This window comes from Leifsonia araucanica, assembly GCF_051161895.1.
GTDB lineage: Bacteria > Actinomycetota > Actinomycetes > Actinomycetales > Microbacteriaceae > Leifsonia.
This window is the reverse complement of sequence record NZ_JBMBTW010000002.1, coordinates 3,515,406-3,533,102: the sequence shown is the minus strand read 5'-3', so window position 1 is coordinate 3,533,102 and position 17,697 is coordinate 3,515,406. Positions and strand designations below refer to the sequence as shown.

Sequence of the window (17,697 nt, the reverse complement as noted above, 5' to 3'; positions counted from 1 at the left end):
TCTCTCGTCGACCTGCGGCCGGCCGAGGTCGTGCAGGCGGAGGCTGTGCAGGCGGAGCTCGAGTTCCAGCTCGAAGCACCGGATGCTGACCGCGTGTACCGCGGGCACCTCAGCAGGGTCGTCGCCCACTCCAGCGACAGGGTCGCCTGGCTGCGCGCCCGCAGCCGCGGCATCACCGCGACCGACGTGGCGAAGCTGTCCACGCCGCGCTCGGTGCAGTCCGCGGCGTACGACAAGCTGCACGGCACCGGATTCTCGGGCAACATCTACACGCAGCACGGCCGCACCCGCGAGCCCGAGATCGCCGCCTGGGTGGCGGCCACCCACGGCATCCACCCGTCGGATGCGCTCTACCACTCCGAGCGAGAGCCCCGCTTCCTGGCGACCCCGGATGGGCTGACCGTGCGGGCCAGCGGCACCATCGAGCTCGCGGAGATCAAGACGACGAACAAGCCGTTCCGGAGCATCCCGCGCAACTACCTGCGGCAGATCTGGTGGCAGCAGTTCGTGCTCGGCGCGGAGCGCACCCTCTTCGTCTGGGAGCAGCACTCCGGGTTCGTCCCGCTGCACGAAGAACCGGAATGCCGGTGGGTGGACCGCGACGACGCCGAGATCAGGAAGCTCGTCGCACTCGCTGGCGACCTCATCGACGCCCTGCGCCGCGCGACCAGCCCGCAGCCGTCGCAGCTTTCCTAGCGCCCGGCCGCTCAGCCCGCACGAGCCGCCCAGCCCCTCGGCCTACCTACTCCGCCAGCACCGGAACGCGCACCAGCGTCAGCGAGTAGATCGCCAGCCAGGCGATGGCCACCGTCGTCCCGATCAGCTCCAGCCACGCCCCGACGTCCGTGGCGACGTGCACGATCGCGAGCAGTCCGCCCACGATGGTGATGCCCGCCACCGCGCAGCAGCTCACCAGCGAGAACCGCGCCACCCTGGGCACCGTGGAGGCGAACGCCACCTGCAGCATCGCGTAGCAGGCGGCCCCGAAACCCAGCACCGCCGTCACCGTGTGCACGAGGTCCTGCACCGTCGACCGCGGATCGGCAAGCGGCACTGGGCACGCAGCCGTGCAGGTGATCTGCGACGCCACGACGAAGCAGATCGCGGCGAACCCGAGCGTCACGGCGGGCGCCCACCGGTTCAGCAGCCGCACCGACGACCGGATGTGCCCGCTCGCCAGTGCGATCGAGAAGCCGCCGGCCGCGATGCACAGCAGGGCGACGGCGAACGGCTGAGCGGTCGGCGCGCCCTGAGCGCCCAGCTCGCTGACGTAGACCGGGTACGGCACGGTGAGCCGCGCCGCCCAGATGATGGTGAGCCCGCCGAGCACCGCGATGGTGCCGAGCGCGAGCAGCACGGGCACCGCTCGCTGCCAGCCGCGCGCGAGCAGCGGTGCCGCGAAGGGTTGGCGCACGACACGCAGCAGTCTGCTCACGAGGAGCATCCTAACCAGACCCCGCCTGGAAACGTCCTGGGGGTATCCGAAACGCACTGTTCATACGTGGTGACGCCGCCGAAACACCCGCGAATCATTGACGGGCTTGACTGAAGAGCAGCCGATGAGGGGACGACGAATGCAGAAGACGATGCGGGCCGCGCTGCTCGCCAGGCCCGGCGACGCCGACGAGCTGCGGATCGGCGAGACCGCGACGCCCGACAGGGTGAACGCGGAGTTCCTGGTCAAGGTCGTCGCCGCGAGCGTGAACCCGATCGACGCCAAGACCAGGGCGGGCCGCGGCGTGTACGGCGCCATCCGGGACCTGCCCGCCGTGCTCGGACACGACTTCAGCGGTGTGGTCGTCGAGTCGCCGTATCGCGCGCATCCCATCAAGCCCGGCGACGAGGTGTTCGGGATGGTGATGGTCCCCCGGTTCGGTGGGACATACGCGGAGTACGTGTCGGTGCCGAGCCTCAGCGTCGTCCGCAAGCCGTCCACACTGTCGCACATCGAGGCGGCCGGCGCACCGCTGGCCGCGCTCACGGCGTGGGGCATGGTGGTCGAGGTGGCGAAGGCGCACGAGGGCCAGCGGATGCTCATCCACGCGGGCAGCGGGGGCGTCGGTCACTTCGCCGTGCAGTTCGCCTCGTACTTCGGCGCGCAGGTCACGGCCACCGCATCCGGTGCGAACGCGTCGTGGCTGCGCTCGCTCGGGGCGTCCTCCGTCATCGACTACGAGACCACCCGGTTCGAGGACGTCGCCGGCGAGATGGATGTGGTCATCGACCTGGTCGGGAACGTGCACGACGACACCGGCAGCCGCTCGCTGGCGGTCCTGCGCCGTGGCGGCCTCATCGTCAACGCGCCCACCGGCAGCTGGCCGACCTTCGAAGAGGAGGCGGCGGCGGCCGGGGTGAGGGGCACCGACTACAAGGTCGCACCCGACGGCAACACCCTCGCCGTCATCGCCCGCCTGCTCGAGTCGGGAAACGTCCGCGTGCACGTCGACAAGATCTTCGCGCTCGACCAGATCGCCGACGCCCACCGAGCGATCGAATCCGGCCACACCCGCGGCAAGATCGTGGTCAAGGTGGCCGAGGGCTGACGAACCGGCCTGCTAGAGCGGCCTGCTAGAGCGGCCGCTCCATCACCCAGTCGTCCTCCAGCCGGTCGCCCACCAGGAACTGCTTGGAGCCGACCCGCTCGAACCCGTGCTTGGCGTAGAACTTCTGCGCCCGCGCGTTCTCCTCGTTGACGCCCAGCCACATCCCGGATGCACCGGCCTGCTCCGCCGCCGCGAGGCTCGCTTCCATGAGCCCACCGGCCACCCCTGCGCCGTGGTGGCCGGGCAGCACGTAGCACTTGCTCAGCTCACTGGACGGCCGGATGCGGATGGCCGCGCTCACGTCGGAGTCCGTCGGCTCCCCCAGGTTCACCATCGTGTATCCGATGGCCTCGACGACGCCGTCCGCGTCCTCCTCCTCGGCCACCAGCAGCACACGCGCCTCGTCGGCGAGGTACTCCGTGAACTTCTCCTCGGAGAGCATTGAGGCGACGAAGGCCGCCTTCGCCTCCTCGGTGGTGTGCGGAGGGCAGGCGAGCGGGAAGGTCACGGCGGCGACGGAGGCGAGGCCCCGTGCATCCCGTGCCTCTGCGGAGCGGATGGTGACGGTCACCCGCCCCACTCTACTGAAACGGCCGGCCACCCCAGAAGGGGCGACCGGCCGTTCCGTGCGGTGCGGGCGCTAGTGGCGCCCTGCCGCGACGAGGGACAGCAGGTTGAACGTCACACCGCCGAGGCCGGTGACGTCGTCGTAGCCCTTCGCGGTCTTCAGTGTGGTGTCCTGATCGAAGGACACCAGGTAGCTGTTGCCGCTGGTGGCGCTGGTGTACGCAACGGCCTGCGTCGGGTTCTGCGGCACGACGTCGCGGAACGCGTTCGGCAGGATGCGCTTGATGCCGTACAGCGTCGGGTTCGCGAACCCGATCGACGTGTGCGTCGCCTGCTGGACGATCGCGATCTGAGCCGCCACGATCGGAGACGCCAGCGAGGTTCCGCCGTATGTCTCGTTCACGTAGTCGCCCGTCTCGAGGGTCGTGTCGTCGATGATCGGACGGATGCCGATCGAGAACCCGGTGTACGGGTCGGCGAGGGCAGCGACATCCGGGGAGACGCGGTGCCCGTTCGCCAGGGCGGCGGGCACGGCGTTCTTCTGGTAGTCGGGCTGCGCGAACACGGCGCTCACGCCACCGCCGGCACCGCCGACGAACCGGGTGCCAGGGAGGGGCTGCGCGTATGCGAGCGAACCGTCCGCGTTCTTGACGATCTGGTCGACGGTGTCACCCCAGCCGGTCTCGTACGCGATCTTGCCGTTCTTGTCGATGCCGAGGCTCGTCCCGCCCACCGAGGTCACCCACGGGGAGGATGCGGGGAAGTCGGGCGACGCGTATCCGAGGTTCGCGACCTCGTCGCCGTTGTCACCGCTCGAGAAGTACAGGCCGATGCCCTCGCCCGCCGCCTGCAGCTGCAGGTTGACCTCGCCCTGGATCACGTCGGCGGGGACAGCCTCACCCACGTTGCCGTAGCTGTTGCTCACGATCGTGGCGAGCTTGTTGTCGAGGATCTTCGACATGGCGACGTCGAGGCCACCACTGCAGTCCGTGCCACCCACGTACAGGATGCGCGCGCCCGGTGCGATGCCGTGGACGGACTCGACGTCGAGCGTCTGCTCGCCCTGCCATCCGCTCGGCTGCTGGCACAGCTCCTGGTCGGTGAACTCGCTCGGCTTCGGCACCAGTTGCTGGTAGTTCGAGTTGGTGAGGCCGGGCTCGCCGTACTGCTGCGAGTACGAGTTGACGTCCTTCACGATGGACGGGCTCGCGTACGCGTCGATGATGGCGACAGTCTGTCCCGAACCGTTCACGCCGCGCTTGCTCAGCGAGTCGAGGCCGTATGCCGAACGCAGCTGCGCCGGAGTGTATCCGCAGTTGTACGTGCTGTACTGCGTCTGGCCGTTGTAGCTCGGCGGAACGGTCACGACGTGCTCACCGGTGTAGTGCGAGCACGGGGTCACCACGACGGGGGCGGCTGCCGCCTTGCGGCTCAGCTGCGGAGTGCCGGATGCGCCGAGGTCGCCCTGCTTGATCGAGTCCGGCTTGGTCAGCGTGCGCGACTGCTCAATGCTGATACCGGACACCTTGGTGCCGACCGCAGCGGGCAGCGACGGTGCACTGGTCGGCGCGACGAGCTTCTTGCCCGCGTAGTCGAACGAGTGCAGCGACGTGCCGAAGATCGAACCGAGCTGGTCCGGCGTGCCGCGGAAGACCACGTACTGGCGGCTGGCGGGAACGGCGGTGATCGACAGGCCGGCCGTCTTCAGGAAGCTGACGACAGCATCCGTGTCCGCCTGGGTCGGCGAGAACCGGTTGATCCACTGGCTCGGGCTGAGCGCCTTGCGGAAGCCCAGGTTGACCGGATTCGAGACGGCCTTCGCGAGCGCCTCGGCGCCTCGCTGGTCGCGCAGGGGGAGGTAGATCTCGCCCTGCACTGTCTGGTCCGTCGGGGCGGCTCCTGCATCGTTGGCTGCAGTCGCCCAGCTCGGTACGGAGTCGGCGAAAGTGACCCTGTCGGCCGCATTCGCTGCTCCGGTCCCCGCCATCGACAACGCCACCGCGGCGGCCGCGGTGGCGATGATTCCGACGGCCCTTTTGTGGAGGACTCGTCTGGTGGTGCGAGTTGTCATGAAGTTGATCCTTACTCGACAGTGAGCGGCGCGCGGCGCGCGCCAATCGCGAGAGTAGACCCATGAGTTCTACCGCCACAAGAGGGGTAGACAGTTCTGTTGCAAAGTTTTACACGGATGAAATACGATCGCGCGTAAACGACGATCAGGCCGCCTCCGGAAACCGGAGACGGCCTGATCGAACGATTCAGTCGCTGCCTAGATGGCGTTGACGTCCAGCGGGATGCCGGGGCCGAACGTGGTCGACACGGCGCCCTTCTGAACGTAACGGCCCTTCGAGGAGGACGGCTTGAGACGCATGACCTCTTCGAGAGCGGCCTTGATGTTCTCGTCGAGCTGCTCGGCAGTGAAGGCCGCCTTGCCGACGACGAAGTGCACGTTGGCGTGCTTGTCGACGCGGAACTCGATCTTTCCACCCTTGATGTCGGAGACGGCCTTGGCCACATCCGGCGTCACGGTGCCGGTCTTCGGGTTCGGCATCAGACCACGCGGGCCGAGCACCTTGCCGAGACGGCCGACCTGGCCCATGAGCTCCGGGGTGGAGACAGCCGAGTCGAAGTCGGTGTATCCGCCGGCGACCTTCTCGATGAGCTCGGCGCCGCCGACCTCGTCTGCGCCTGCTGCGATGGCGGCCTCAGCGGCCGGGCCCGTCGCGAACACGACGACGCGAGCCGTCTTGCCGGTACCGTGAGGAAGAATGACGGTACCGCGGACCATCTGGTCCGCCTTGCGGGGGTCGACGCCGAGCTTCAGCGCGACCTCGACGGTCGAGTTGAAGTTGCTGGAGCCGGTCTCGCGAGCGAGCGTGACAGCCTCAGTGGGGGTGTAGAACTTTCCGGCCTCGATCTTCTCGGCCGCGGCCCGGTAGGCCTTTGACTTCTGTGCCATGTGGTTTCTCCTGTCGAGAATGTGGTGCGAGCCTGGCCGGCTCTGCCACGGATGTGTCTGTGAAGGACGAGGGCTTACGCCTCGACCGTGATGCCCATCGAACGGGCGGTGCCTGCGATGATCTTCGACGCTGCGTCGATGTCGTTCGCGTTCAGGTCGACCATCTTCTGCTCGGCGATCGCGCGCACCTGCTCCTGGGTCAGCTTGCCGACCTTGGTGGTGTGCGGGACGCCGGAGCCCTTGGGGACGCCTGCGGCCTTCTTGATGAGCTCGGCAGCCGGCGGCGTCTTGAGGACGAACGTGAACGAACGGTCCTCGTAGACGGTGATCTCCACCGGGATGACGTTGCCGCGCTGCGACTCGGTCGCCGCGTTGTACGCCTTGCAGAACTCCATGATGTTGACGCCGTGCTGACCCAGCGCCGGACCGATCGGCGGGGCGGGGTTGGCGGCGCCGGCGTTGATCTGAAGCTTGATCAGACCAGTGACCTTTTTCTTCGGTGCCATGTTTCTTCCTTCTTTGTGTATTCGAGCATCCGGGATCTCATCCCGAACGGCTCTCCCGGTTTCTCGGCCTGTCCGAGATCCGGTGATTGAGAAAACTGAGGGTGGGTCGCTCTTATTCCGTTAGAGCTTGGTGACCTGGTCGAAGCTGAGCTCGACCGGGGTCTCACGCTCGAACAGGGAGACGAGGACGGTGAGCTTGCCGCTCTCCGGCTTGATCTCGCTGATCGAACCCGGCAGGCCCGCGAACGAGCCTTCCTTGATCGTGATGGTCTCGCCGATCTCGAAGTCGACCTCGGCGGGGATGACGCGCTGCGCGGCCTTCTGGCCCTTCGCAGCACCCTTGGCCGGAGCCGCTTCGACCTGCACGAGGCTCTTCAGCATCGAGAAGGCCTCTTCGAAGCGCAGCGGGGTGGGGTTGTGCGCGTTGCCGACGAAGCCGGTGACGCCCGGCGTGTGCCGGACGACGGACCAGCTGTCCTCGTTGAGGTCCATGCGCACGAGCACGTAGCCCGGGATGCGCACGCGGTTGACCATCTTGCGCTGGCCGTTCTTGATCTCGACGACGTCTTCCATCGGAACCTGGACCTCGAAGATGAAGTCCTCCATGTTCATGGAGACCATGCGGTTCTCGATGTTCGACTTCACACGGCGCTCGAACCCGGCGTACGAGTGGATGACGTACCACTTGCCGATCTTGCTGCGCAGCTCGGCGCGGAACTCCTCGTAGGGGTCGGTCGCTGCCTCGTCCTCGTCTTCGACGGCTTCGAGAGCGGCTTCCGCCTCCTGCTCGTCGTCGACCTCGAGGGCCTCGTCGACGGCGCGGTCCGCCTCGGGGTCGACGGCTTCCGCCATCGCGTCGAGGACGGCGTCCAGGTCGATCTCGGTTCCGTCTTCTGCGACCACGTGCAGAGCTTCGTGCTCTGCGGCGTCGACGGATTCCTCGTCGCGGGCCAGAACGTTGCCGGTCTGCGCCTCATCGTCTTCGGAGGACTGCTCGGCTGCGGTCGCCCAGTCCACGTCGTCGCGATTTGTCTCAGACACTGAATTCATTCCATTTCTGTCGGTAGCCGGTCGATCCGCCCTCTGCTGGGGCCGTGACACGGGCGTTGGGTCAGGACGGGTTTCCGAAGACCCAGACGACGCCGAGCCCGAAGACCCAGTCGAGCAGGGACACGAGCGCCATCATGATCACCACGAAGACGAGAACAACTCCGGTGTAGCTGAACAGTTCTTTGCGCGTCGGGGTGACGACCTTCTTCAGTTCGCCGATGACCTGGCGGATGAACAGAGCGATCCGTGCGAAGGGTCCACGCTTTGCGGCGCGGTCCTTCTTCGCGTTGGCGACGATTTCCTCGCTCGGCTCGTCGATAACTTTTCGGGCCACCTTGTTACACCTTTCGTGGGTCGTCACCTGAAGTGACGACTTGCAGGGCGGACAGGACTCGAACCTGCAACCTGCGGTTTTGGAGACCGCTGCTCTACCAATTGAGCCACCGCCCTATGAAAGCGAAATCGCTGAGCGTTCCCGCGCACACCTTCCCGACCAGGCTAGCCGATCACACTCGGAGATTTCTCTGCGAGCGAGGCAGTTCCGCCGGCGGACCTCAATCGAAAAAGGGCGCAAAAAAGCTTGGCAGATTTCAACTACCGCGACCAAGTGTATGTGACCCGGAGCGGACTGTAAAGTTGGGCCCCGTGACCGCACAGCAGCGCATTTCGACACGCATCGCATCAATCGCCGAGTCAGCCACCCTCAAAGTGGATGGGAAGGCCAAGGCCCTCAAAGCGCAGGGCAGGCCCGTGATCAGCTACGCGGCGGGCGAGCCGGACTTCGTGACCCCGCAGAACATCGTGGACGCCGCCATCTCCGCCGTCGAGGACCCGCGCAACTACCGGTACACCCCGGCCGCCGGGCTCCCCGAGCTGCGCGAGGCGATCGCGCAGAAGACGCGCAGGGACTCCGGGTTGGATGTGCCCGCATCCGGTGTCGTGGTCACCAACGGAGGCAAGCAGGCGGTCTACCAGGCGTTCGCGACCCTGCTCGATCCGGGAGACGAGGTGCTCGTCCCCACCCCGTACTGGACCACGTACCCCGAGGCGATCAAGCTGGCCGGCGGAGTGCAGGTGGACGTGTTCGCCGGGGCGGACCAGGGCTACCTGGTGACCGTCGACCAGCTCGAAGCCGCACGCACCGAGCGCACGAAGGTGCTGCTGTTCGTCTCCCCGTCGAACCCGACCGGCGCCGTCTACCCGCCGGAGCAGGTCGAGGAGATCGGCCGCTGGGCGGACGAGCACGGCCTCTACGTGATCGCGGACGAGATCTACCAGAACCTCACCTACGACGGCGTGAAGGCCGTCTCGATCGTGGACGCCGTCCCCGCTCTGGCCGACCGCACCATCCTGGTCAACGGCGTCGCCAAGACGTACGCGATGACCGGCTGGCGGGTGGGCTGGATGGTCGGCCCCTCCGACATCATCGCCGCGGCGGCCAACCTGCAGTCGCACCTGTCGTCCAACGTGTCCAACATCTCGCAGCGGGCCGCGCTCGAAGCCCTCACCGGCACGCAGGAGCCCGAGGAGCAGATGCGGCTCGCGTTCGACAGGCGGCGGCGCACGATCGTGTCCGAACTGAACGCCATCGACGGCATCCTCACCCCGACGCCGCAGGGCGCGTTCTACGTCTATCCGGATGTGTCCGGCCTGCTCGGCAAGACCTGGGGCGGCGTGACGCCGACAACGTCGCTGGAGCTGGCCGACCTCATCCTGGACCAGGCGGAGGTCGCGACGGTTCCCGGAGAGGCGTTCGGGCCGTCCGGCTACCTGCGGCTCTCGTACGCGCTCGGCGACGACGAACTGCTCGAAGGCGTGCGCCGCCTCCAGCGCCTGTTCGCCGCTCCGGATGCGTGAGATGCCGGTAACTGTCGCGGATCCCGGGCGATTCGCGACAGTTGGTGGAGTCTCGCGCTAGAGGAGGCTAGAGGAGCTTGCGCTCCAGCGCCCAGGCCGTGAGCTCGTGGCGGGACGACAGCTGCAGCTTGCGCAGCACGGCGGAGACGTGCGTCTCGACGGTCTTGATCGAGATGAACAGGTCGGCCGCGACCTCCTTATAGGAGTAGCCACGGGCGATCAGCCGCATCACCTCGCGCTCGCGGGCGGAGAGCCTGTCGAGCTCGTCCGTCGACTCCGCCTGCTCCCCCGCCGCCGCGCCGAACGCGTCGAGGACGAAGCCGGCCAGCCTGGGCGAGAACACCGCGTCCCCGCCGGCGACGCCGACGACAGCATCGCTCACCTGGCCGCCCGAGCTTCCCTTGGTGAGATAGCCGCGCGCACCGGCCCTGATGACGCCGACCACGTCCTCCGCGGCGTCGGACACGCTCAGCGCGAGGAACCGGGTGTCCGGGCACTCCGCGATGGTCCTGCGCACCACCTCTGCTCCCCCGCCACCCGCTCCGCCCGGCAGGTGCACGTCGAGGAGGACGACGGAGGGGCGCGTGGCCAGGATCGTGGCGACCGCCGCATCCACGTCGGCCGCCTCGCCGACCACGGAGAGGCGGTCGTCGAGGTCGGCGCGCAGGCCGGAGCGGAAGATCGAGTGGTCGTCGACGATCACCACGGTGATCGGGTTCGGGGCGGCGGATGCCGGCTGGTCGGTGTGGTCTGTCATGGTGCCTCGTTCGCGTACTCGATGCTCAGCTGGACTTCGGTGCCGGTGGCCCGGGAGGTGACGGTCGCGTGCCCGCCCGCCCTGCGCATCCGGCCGATGATGGACTCGCGGACGCCGAGCCTGCCCTCCGGCAGCGCATCCACGTCGAACCCGGGGCCGCGATCCCTGATGAACACGTCCACGCCTCCTGCCCGGCTCTCCACGTAGACGGACACGTCGCCGCCCGCGTGCCTGGCCGCATTGAGCATGGCCTCTCTGGCAGCGGCGGCGAGCTCGTTCGGGGCGTGCTCGACGGGCTCACCGACGGCGACGACGTCGATGTGCACCGGATGGTCGACCTCCAGGGCGGCAGCGGTGGCCCGCAGCTCGGAGGCGAGGTCGCGCACCTGCGCATCCCGGTCGTCCGCGGCGTCCGCATAGAGCCACTCGCGCAGTTCGCGCTCCTGGGCGCGGGCGATCCTGGCGACCTCGCTCGACGCTCCCGCCCTGTTCTGGATGAGCGCGAGGGTCTGCAGCACGGAGTCGTGCAGGTGCGCGGCGATCTCCGCACGCTGCTCCTGCTTGATCCGCGCCGTGCGCTCGGCGATCAGCTCGCGCCACAGCCGCAGCGCCCACGGGCCGACGAGCACGGCGGCGCCCGCGAACGTGGAGGCGATGATCCCGAGCCACAGCCAGCCCGTGCCCGCCTGGTCGACCAGCGAGCTCAGCGCGATGGCGATCACCACGAGGAAGGCACCGGCCGCGATGCGCAGCGCGCGGGAGGTGGCCGGCGTGCGGGCGACGTCGCCGACGTCGACCAGCTGGTCCCAGGCGACACAGGCGACCGCCAGCAGGATGCTCGCGCCGATCGCCGCGAGCAGGCCGAACGGGGAGGAGCCCGCCGAGGCCAGGGCGACGGCCGAGATGCCGGCGACCCCGGACATCCCGAGCAGCAGCCACGCGACGGGGATGCGGCGCACCACGCGTTCCTGCGGGTCGGCCACGGTCGCCGGGCGCAGCGGCGTGAGCGCCCACAGCCACAGATAGAGGAGGACGCCGGCGCCGCCGATCAGCGCGAGGGCCACGAACAGCCAGCGCACCATCGTGACCGACCAGCCGAGGTGATCGGCGAGCGCGACGCTCACCCCGCTCAGCTCGCAGGTCCGCGGGCGCGCCAACGGAACCCGCGGAGGGCGTGCTGGCGCGCTTCGAGGCGCGAACGTGTCGGTCACGGTGAAATCCAAGCAGACTCGGCTCATCCCCGACACCCCGGCCGCGACGAATCAGGGATGACTCAGGGTGATACCCGATACCGGCGAGCCCGCCGCCGACGCCAGGATCGAAGCATGTCACAGCATGACTCGACCACACCTCCCCCGCCCGGCACGCCCGGTGCGCCGTACGGCGGACCGACCAGCGGCCTCTCCGGACGCGGGACCACGTTCTTCACCTGGATGCGCGGCCTCGGCATCGTGCGCACGGAAGGCTGGCTCGGCGGCGTCTGCGCCGGCGTCGCCAACCGCATCGGCATCGACCCGCTGATCGTGCGCGGCATCGTCGTCGTCGCCGCGATCCTCGGCGCGCCGATGCTGCTGATCTATGCAGCGGCGTGGGCGCTCCTGCCGGACAGGGAGAACCGCATCCACCTGCAGCGGCTGTTCGACGGCGACTTCCAGCCGGCGATCGTCGGCATCGGGGTGCTCGCGCTGCTGTCCCTGCTGCCGTGGGCGCCGGGGATCTGGTGGGCGGACGGCGGGTTCTGGGGGTCGCCGTCGGTCGGCGACGTGATCGGGCGGGTGGTCTGGACGCTGATCGTGCTCGCGTTGATCGCCGGGCTGATCGTCTGGGCGGTGCGCGGCAACTGGGGGCGGGATGCGTGGAGCGCCAACCGCGGGACCGGCACGGGGGCCGGGAGCGGTGCGGGCGCGGGGGCGTCGCCGGGGGCTGCGGCTGCTGGCGGCGTTGCCGGTGGCGTGGCCGGTGCGGCGGGGGCGCCCGGGCCGGGCGTGTGGACCGCCGATGCGGCAGGCACCGCCACGGGGCCGGAGACGTCGGCGGACGCGGCGGGGGCCGCTTCCACCACCACGTCGGCACCGGATGCGGCGGGTACACCGGATGCGGCGGACACCGTTCCGCTCGACTCCGCGGCCGACGCCACAGAGACCGACGCCTCGGCGACCAAGCCCTTGCTCGACGTCACCGCCGAGCCGACCGAGCCGCCCGCACCGACCGTCGGCGCCTCGCAGGAGGACGTGGACGGCTGGCGCACCAGGCACGCCAGCTGGCAGGCCGAGCACGCGCAGTGGAAGGCCAGACTCGACGAGGACATGCGCGCCGTGAAGCGGCAGCGCGCCGCGGAGATGCGCGCCCAGGCGTCGGTCGCGACCGCGGAGGCGGCCGCGCAGCGCAGGGCGTACCGGGCCGCGAACCCACGGATCGGCGCTGCGTTCGGCTGGGCGACGATCGGCCTCGCCCTCGTGGCCGCCGCCATCGTGTCCGCCATCTGGGAGCCCACCACCGGCTTGACCGGTTACGGCGTGACCGCCGCCCTTGCCGCTGCCACGCTGGTCTTCGGCGTCGCGACACTGATCGCCGGGTTGGCCAGGAGGCGGAGCGGGTTCCTGATCTTCCTCGGCATCCTGCTCGCCGTGGTGACGCTGGTGACGGCGTGGGTGCCGCGCAGCGGTCAGATCGTCTTCGACGGAGCCTGGCTGCGACCGACGGGGAACGCTCAGTACGCTCAGCCGTTCGGTGACACGACGATCGTCTTCGAGGATGCTCTCGAATCCCATCGCGGAACTCCGGTGGTCGACTTCGTCAAGGGCGGGGGCACCACCACCCTCCTCCTCGGTGCGGACAAGACGGTCTCGATCGTCGCGACCACCCGCGGCCAGGGGATCTCGGTGGGCGACGCCGACGGAGGCCGCACCGAGCACACCTGCACGACGTCTGACGACGACCGTCTCTGCACCGTGGACCTGATGGTCGGGCCGTCGAAGAAGGCGGACGCGATCGTCCGCGTCCAGCAGTTCGACCAGGTGGTCGTCCAGCAGAACACCGAGGAGGTCGCACGATGAACGAGACCGGCAACACACCGGCAGGCAACACAGCAGGCACCAATGCGGACAGCACCCCGACGGTCGTCTTCGGCCAGGAACCGGGGTGGGGCGCGCAGCAGCAGCCCCCCGCATCCCGTGGCTCTGCACAGATACGCTGGGGCGGAGTGGTCTGGGGCATCATCCTCATCGCGTTCGCCGTCGGCACCCTCGCCGTGCTCTCTGCCCGCGACCGGCTGATCGCCGCGCAGGCGTGGTTCGCGTCACTCACCCCGGCGAGCGCGTGGGCTCTCGGCCTCGCGGTCGCCGGCGGGATCATCGTGGTGCTCGCCGTTCTCGGCGGAGTGAGGAGCGCTCAGCGCCGCCGCCGGGCATGATGGGTGGATGAGCGCTCGTCCCCTCGGAGGTCCAGCCGTCGTCGTCCGTGACCTGCGGAAGTCGTACGGTCCGTTCGAGGCCGTCCGCGGGGTCAGCTTCGACATCGAGCAGGGCGAGACCTTCGCCCTCCTCGGTCCCAATGGGGCGGGCAAGAGCACCACCATCGAAATCCTCGAGGGCTACCGGGATCGCAGCTCGGGCGACGTGAGCGTGCTCGGCGTCGACCCGCACCGCGGAGGGTCGGAGTGGAAGGCGCGACTCGGGATCGTCCTGCAGTCCGGCGGGGAGGCCGCCGATGTGACGGTGCGCGAGCAGGTGGCGCACTTCTCCCGCTTCTACCCGGCCAGGCGGGATGTGGACGAGCTGATCGCGGCTGTCGGGCTCGCGGAGAAGGCGAAGGTGCGCATCCGGAACCTGTCGGGCGGTCAGCGACGACGACTGGATGTGGCGCTCGGCGTGATCGGGCGGCCGGAGCTGCTGTTCCTGGACGAGCCGACCACGGGGTTCGACCCGGAGGCGCGGCGCGAGTTCTGGCAGCTGATCCGCGACCTCAAACGCGAAGGGACGACGATCCTGCTCACCACCCACTACCTCGACGAAGCCGCGCAGCTGAGCGACAGGGTCGCGGTGATCGCGCGCGGCGAACTGATCGACATCGGGGCGGTCGGCTCCATAGGAGACGCGGCGGCGCGCATCCCGATCGTGCGGTGGCGGGATGCGGACGGGCGGCTGCGCGAAGAACGCACGGACGCGCCGGCGGCGGTGGTCGCCCGGCTGACCGCCGAGGTTGGGGGCGAGCCGAGGGACCTCGAGGTGATCCGGCCGAGCCTGGAGGACGTGTATCTGGGGTTGGTGCAGGCGGCGGAGTCTGCGGCGTCCAGTGCTGCTGGGCCGGCTTCTACCGGGTCGGAGTCTGCCGCATGAGGACGCTTCCGCTCGGCGTCGTCCGCATCCGGTACGAGGTGCTCACCTATTTCCGCCAGGCCGACACCATCTTCTTCACCTTCCTCTTCCCCGTGGTCATGCTCGGGATCTTCTCCGTCGCATTCCAGGGCCTCGGCAAGGTGGGCGAGGCTCCGGACGGCTCTGGCGGCATCAGCCAGGCCGCCTACTACCTGCCCGGCATGATCGCGGCGGGCATCCTGCTGAGCGGCGTGCAGAACCTCGCCGTCGACATCGCCGTGGAGAAGAGCGACGGCACCCTGAAACGCCTCGGCGGCACTCCGCTGCCCGTCGTCTCGTACTTCATCGGGAAGATGGGACAGGTGATCGTCACGAGCATCCTGCAGATCGCGCTGCTGCTGGTGATGGCGAGGGTGCTGTTCGGCGTCGAACTGCCGACGGAGCCGGAGCTGTGGCTGCGGTTCGCGTGGATCTACGCGCTGGGCATCGTGACGTCGGCCGTGCTCGGGATCGCGCTGTCCGCCGTGCCGCGAACCGGCAAGAGCGCGACGGCTGTGATCATCCCGATCGTGCTCGTGCTGCAGTTCATCTCCGGCGTGTACCTGGCGTTCAACCTGCTGCCGGAGTGGCTGCGCAACATCGCGAGCATCTTTCCGCTGAAGTGGATCGCGCAAGGGATGCGCAGTGTGTTCCTGCCCGCATCGTTCGAGTCGCAGGAGCCGAGCGGCAGCTGGCAGCTGGGGTGGATGGCCGTCGTGCTGCTGGTCTGGCTGGTCGCCGGGCTGCTGGCGTGCCGGCTGACGTTCCGCTGGATCAGGAAGGACGGCGCCTGACGGGCGCGACGCGCGCGTTTTCCACACCCGCGAGTTCTCCACCGATCTGCGCCCCGTGGGCCTCGGCGTCGGTGCTCTCTGGAACGATGAGTCCATGAGCACCACCAGCACCACACGAGATCAGGCCGTCGACACCCTCCGCGCCCTGGTCGGCGATCCGCAGGCCGACTTCCACGACGGGCAGTTCGAGGCGATCTCCGCGCTCGTCGATGACCGCAGGCGTGCCCTGGTGGTGCAACGGACGGGCTGGGGCAAGTCGGCGGTGTACTTCGTCGCCACGATGGTGCTGCGCTCCCGGGGCGCCGGCCCCACCATCCTGGTGTCCCCGCTGCTCGCCCTCATGCGCGATCAGGTGGCGGCGGCCGAACGGGCAGGGGTGAGGGCTGTGACCCTCAACTCCGCCAACCGCCACGAGTGGGACGACGTCTCTCAGCGCCTCCGCGACGACACAGTGGATGCGCTGCTCGTCTCCCCCGAGCGGCTCAACAACCCGCAGTTCCGCGACGAGTTCCTGCCAGACCTCATCGCCCGCAGTGGCCTGCTGGTGATCGACGAGGCCCACTGCATCTCCGACTGGGGCCACGACTTCCGGCCGGACTACCGGCGGCTGCGCGACCTCATCGCCACGATGCCGGACGGCGTGCCCGTGCTCGCCACCACGGCCACCGCCAACGAACGCGTGGTGGCCGACGTGGCGGAGCAGATGGGAACGGGCAGTCACGAAGACGTGCTCACCATCCGCGGGCCGCTGGCCAGGCGCTCGCTGCGCCTCGGCGTGCTCACGCTGCCGGATGCCGGCGCCCGGCTCGCGTGGCTGGTCAGCAACCTGGAACGGCTGCCAGGCAGCGGCATCGTCTACGCCCTCACGGTGTCCGCTGCGGAGGACACCGCTCGCCTGCTGCGGCAGGCCGGGCACGAGACATATGCGTACACGGGCCAGACGGATACGGCGGAGCGCGAAGACCTGGAAGGGCGGCTGAAGCGCAACGAGGTGAAGGCGCTGGTCGCCACGAGCGCACTCGGCATGGGGTTCGACAAACCCGACCTCGGCTTCGTCGTGCACCTCGGCGCCCCGTCGTCGCCGGTCGCCTACTACCAGCAGGTCGGCCGCGCCGGGCGTGCCACCGAGAACGCCGACGTACTGCTGCTGCCCGGGCAGGAGGACAGGGCGATCTGGGACTACTTCGCCACCGCATCCATGCCGTCGGAGGCGAAGGCGGACGCGGTGCTCGGCGCGCTGCACTCCGAGCCGCAGTCGACTCGCGCGCTGGAGAGCCAGGTGGACCTCAAGCCGTCCACGCTCGAACTGCTCCTCAAGGTGCTCGACGTGGATGGGGCCGTCAAGCGCGTCGCGAAGGGCTGGATCAGCACGGGCACGCCGTGGACGTACGACCGGGAGCGCTACGAGCGGATCGCCGCCGCGCGCACCGCGGAGCAGCAGTCGATGCTCGACTACGAGTCCACCGGCGAGTGCCGCATGATGTTCCTCCAGCGCGCGCTCGACGACCCGGATGCTCAGCCCTGCGGTCGCTGCGACAACTGCGCGGGCGCCTGGTATCCGGCCGCGATCGACGACTCGGCGAGCTCGTCGGTGGCGTCCGCTCTCGACAGGGTCGGGGTCGAGATCGAACCGCGCAAGCTGTGGCCGACGGGCGCTGACCGGCTGGGCGTGCCGGTGAAGGGCAAGATCGGCCAGGACGAGCAGCTGGAGCCGGGGAGGGCGCTCGCCAGGCTCACCGACCTCGGCTGGGGCGGCCCATTGCGCGAACTGCTCGGGCCGGGAGCCGTCGACCAGCCGTGCCCTCCCGCACTGCTGGCGGCGTGCATCCGGGTGCTCGCCGACTGGAACTGGGCGGAGCGCCCGGCTGCAGTGGTGGCGATGCCGTCACGCCGCCGCCCGCAGTTCGTGCAGACGCTGGCGCGTGGCTTCGCCGACGCCGGGCGGCTCCCGTTCGCCGGCACGCTCGACCTGGTCGACGGCGGTCCGTCCGGCGAGGCCGGAGGAAACAGCGCGTTCCGTCTGTCGTCGGTCTGGAACCGCTTCTCCGCCGACGCGTTGGACCTGCCCCAGGGCGTGCCGGTGCTGCTCGTGGACGACCTGGTCGACAGCCGCTGGACGATCACGGTGGCGGGGCGCACGCTGCGACAGGCTGGCGCGTCTGCCGTGCTGCCGTTCGCGGCCGCGCTGCGCGCGTGATGCGCGGTACTCCGGTCCTGCACACCGCATCGCCGGAGAAGTGAGTCAATTCGGGATCGTTTCTCCGTTCGAACGGAGTTCGCTGCGGCGTGTCTTACGAAGTCTCCTGCTG

At 69.2% G+C, this 17,697-nt stretch carries 17 protein-coding genes and 1 tRNA gene; 8 read left to right on the top strand and 10 right to left on the bottom strand.

Features of this window, described 5'->3' with window-relative positions:
- Positions 1 to 93 precede the first annotated feature (93 nt).
- Positions 94 to 696, top strand: coding sequence for a YqaJ viral recombinase family protein (locus ACN6M5_RS17060; RefSeq protein ID WP_434952431.1), 603 nt, complete (start codon positions 94 to 96; stop codon positions 694 to 696).
- A gap of 46 nt (positions 697 to 742) precedes the next feature.
- Here the strand turns inward: ACN6M5_RS17060 and ACN6M5_RS17055 are convergent, their stop codons facing one another.
- On the bottom strand, positions 743 to 1,435 hold the full coding sequence (locus ACN6M5_RS17055) for a DUF998 domain-containing protein (RefSeq protein WP_434951666.1): 693 nt from the start codon (positions 1,433 to 1,435) through the stop codon (positions 743 to 745).
- A gap of 139 nt (positions 1,436 to 1,574) precedes the next feature.
- Here ACN6M5_RS17055 and ACN6M5_RS17050 point away from each other — a divergent pair, with 139 nt between their 5' ends.
- Positions 1,575 to 2,543 (top strand): NADP-dependent oxidoreductase, encoded by a 969-nt coding sequence (locus ACN6M5_RS17050; protein ID WP_434952429.1) that lies wholly within the window; start codon positions 1,575 to 1,577, stop codon positions 2,541 to 2,543.
- 25 nt (positions 2,544 to 2,568) lie between these two features.
- On the opposite strand, the gene ACN6M5_RS17045 is transcribed toward ACN6M5_RS17050, so the two are convergent.
- The 7 genes from ACN6M5_RS17045 to ACN6M5_RS17015 all read right to left on the bottom strand — a co-directional run bounded on the left by ACN6M5_RS17045 (position 2,569) and on the right by ACN6M5_RS17015 (position 8,075).
- A complete protein-coding gene (locus ACN6M5_RS17045; protein WP_434951664.1) occupies positions 2,569 to 3,114 on the bottom strand; it encodes a GNAT family N-acetyltransferase in 546 nt (181 codons plus the stop codon).
- Between the two features lie 69 nt (positions 3,115 to 3,183).
- On the bottom strand, positions 3,184 to 5,181 hold the full coding sequence (locus tag ACN6M5_RS17040; RefSeq protein WP_434951662.1) for a S53 family peptidase: 1,998 nt from the start codon (positions 5,179 to 5,181) through the stop codon (positions 3,184 to 3,186).
- A gap of 198 nt (positions 5,182 to 5,379) precedes the next feature.
- Entirely contained in the window at positions 5,380 to 6,069 is a 690-nt protein-coding gene (rplA, locus tag ACN6M5_RS17035) for a 50S ribosomal protein L1 (RefSeq protein WP_434951660.1), read from the bottom strand.
- Positions 6,070 to 6,143: 74 nt separating this feature from the next.
- Entirely contained in the window at positions 6,144 to 6,575 is a 432-nt protein-coding gene (gene rplK / locus ACN6M5_RS17030; RefSeq protein ID WP_055890341.1) for a 50S ribosomal protein L11, read from the bottom strand.
- Positions 6,576 to 6,695: 120 nt separating this feature from the next.
- Complete coding sequence (gene nusG, locus ACN6M5_RS17025; protein WP_085371202.1) at positions 6,696 to 7,616, bottom strand: transcription termination/antitermination protein NusG; 921 nt, start codon at positions 7,614 to 7,616, stop codon at positions 6,696 to 6,698.
- A 70-nt stretch (positions 7,617 to 7,686) separates the two neighbouring features.
- On the bottom strand, positions 7,687 to 7,959 hold the full coding sequence (gene secE, locus ACN6M5_RS17020) for a preprotein translocase subunit SecE (RefSeq protein WP_085371203.1): 273 nt from the start codon (positions 7,957 to 7,959) through the stop codon (positions 7,687 to 7,689).
- Between the two features lie 43 nt (positions 7,960 to 8,002).
- Positions 8,003 to 8,075 (bottom strand) — tRNA-Trp (locus ACN6M5_RS17015).
- A gap of 195 nt (positions 8,076 to 8,270) precedes the next feature.
- Here ACN6M5_RS17015 and ACN6M5_RS17010 point away from each other — a divergent pair.
- Positions 8,271 to 9,482, top strand: a complete 1,212-nt coding sequence (locus ACN6M5_RS17010) for a pyridoxal phosphate-dependent aminotransferase (protein WP_434951657.1) — start codon at positions 8,271 to 8,273, stop codon at positions 9,480 to 9,482.
- Positions 9,483 to 9,549: 67 nt separating this feature from the next.
- Here the strand turns inward: ACN6M5_RS17010 and ACN6M5_RS17005 are convergent, their stop codons facing one another.
- Positions 9,550 to 10,239 carry a LuxR C-terminal-related transcriptional regulator gene (locus tag ACN6M5_RS17005; protein ID WP_434951655.1) on the bottom strand — a complete coding sequence of 230 codons (690 nt, stop codon included), beginning with the start codon at positions 10,237 to 10,239 and terminating at the stop codon, positions 9,550 to 9,552.
- Positions 10,236 to 11,477, bottom strand: a complete 1,242-nt coding sequence (locus tag ACN6M5_RS17000; RefSeq protein ID WP_434951653.1) for a PspC domain-containing protein — start codon at positions 11,475 to 11,477, stop codon at positions 10,236 to 10,238. Before ACN6M5_RS17000 ends, ACN6M5_RS17005 begins: the two co-directional genes overlap by 4 nt.
- Positions 11,478 to 11,564: 87 nt before the next feature.
- Between ACN6M5_RS17000 and ACN6M5_RS16995 the strand changes: the two genes are divergently transcribed.
- The 5 genes from ACN6M5_RS16995 (at position 11,565) to ACN6M5_RS16975 (ending at position 17,585) form a co-directional block, all read left to right on the top strand.
- Positions 11,565 to 13,295: a PspC domain-containing protein gene (locus tag ACN6M5_RS16995; RefSeq protein ID WP_434951651.1), complete on the top strand. Its 1,731-nt coding sequence runs from the start codon at positions 11,565 to 11,567 to the stop codon at positions 13,293 to 13,295.
- A complete protein-coding gene (locus tag ACN6M5_RS16990) occupies positions 13,292 to 13,651 on the top strand; it encodes a hypothetical protein (RefSeq protein ID WP_434951649.1) in 360 nt (119 codons plus the stop codon). The genes ACN6M5_RS16995 and ACN6M5_RS16990 overlap by 4 nt, the downstream gene beginning before the upstream one ends.
- 7 nt (positions 13,652 to 13,658) lie before the next feature.
- Positions 13,659 to 14,576, top strand: coding sequence for an ABC transporter ATP-binding protein (locus tag ACN6M5_RS16985; protein WP_434951647.1), 918 nt, complete (start codon positions 13,659 to 13,661; stop codon positions 14,574 to 14,576).
- Positions 14,573 to 15,388 (top strand): ABC transporter permease, encoded by an 816-nt coding sequence (locus ACN6M5_RS16980; protein ID WP_434951645.1) that lies wholly within the window; start codon positions 14,573 to 14,575, stop codon positions 15,386 to 15,388. Before ACN6M5_RS16985 ends, ACN6M5_RS16980 begins: the two co-directional genes overlap by 4 nt.
- Before the next feature lie 94 nt (positions 15,389 to 15,482).
- Complete coding sequence (locus ACN6M5_RS16975; RefSeq protein WP_434951643.1) at positions 15,483 to 17,585, top strand: RecQ family ATP-dependent DNA helicase; 2,103 nt, start codon at positions 15,483 to 15,485, stop codon at positions 17,583 to 17,585.
- Positions 17,586 to 17,697 lie beyond the last annotated feature (112 nt).

Bases quoted from the DNA above. Each gene is read 5' to 3' on its own strand.
- ACN6M5_RS17040 (WP_434951662.1), bottom strand. From the start codon at position 5,181: ATGACAACTCGCACCACCAGACGAGTCCTCCACAAAAGGGCCGTCGGA.
- ACN6M5_RS16985 (WP_434951647.1), top strand. From the start codon at position 13,659: ATGAGCGCTCGTCCCCTCGGAGGTCCAGCCGTCGTCGTCCGTGACCTG.
- rplK (WP_055890341.1), bottom strand. From the start codon at position 6,575: ATGGCACCGAAGAAAAAGGTCACTGGTCTGATCAAGCTTCAGATCAAC.
- ACN6M5_RS17050 (WP_434952429.1), top strand. From the start codon at position 1,575: ATGCAGAAGACGATGCGGGCCGCGCTGCTCGCCAGGCCCGGCGACGCC.
- ACN6M5_RS17005 (WP_434951655.1), bottom strand. From the start codon at position 10,239: ATGACAGACCACACCGACCAGCCGGCATCCGCCGCCCCGAACCCGATC.
- ACN6M5_RS16975 (WP_434951643.1), top strand. From the start codon at position 15,483: ATGAGCACCACCAGCACCACACGAGATCAGGCCGTCGACACCCTCCGC.
- rplA (WP_434951660.1), bottom strand. From the start codon at position 6,069: ATGGCACAGAAGTCAAAGGCCTACCGGGCCGCGGCCGAGAAGATCGAG.
- ACN6M5_RS16995 (WP_434951651.1), top strand. From the start codon at position 11,565: ATGTCACAGCATGACTCGACCACACCTCCCCCGCCCGGCACGCCCGGT.
- ACN6M5_RS16980 (WP_434951645.1), top strand. From the start codon at position 14,573: ATGAGGACGCTTCCGCTCGGCGTCGTCCGCATCCGGTACGAGGTGCTC.
- ACN6M5_RS17000 (WP_434951653.1), bottom strand. From the start codon at position 11,477: ATGAGCCGAGTCTGCTTGGATTTCACCGTGACCGACACGTTCGCGCCT.
- ACN6M5_RS16990 (WP_434951649.1), top strand. From the start codon at position 13,292: ATGAACGAGACCGGCAACACACCGGCAGGCAACACAGCAGGCACCAAT.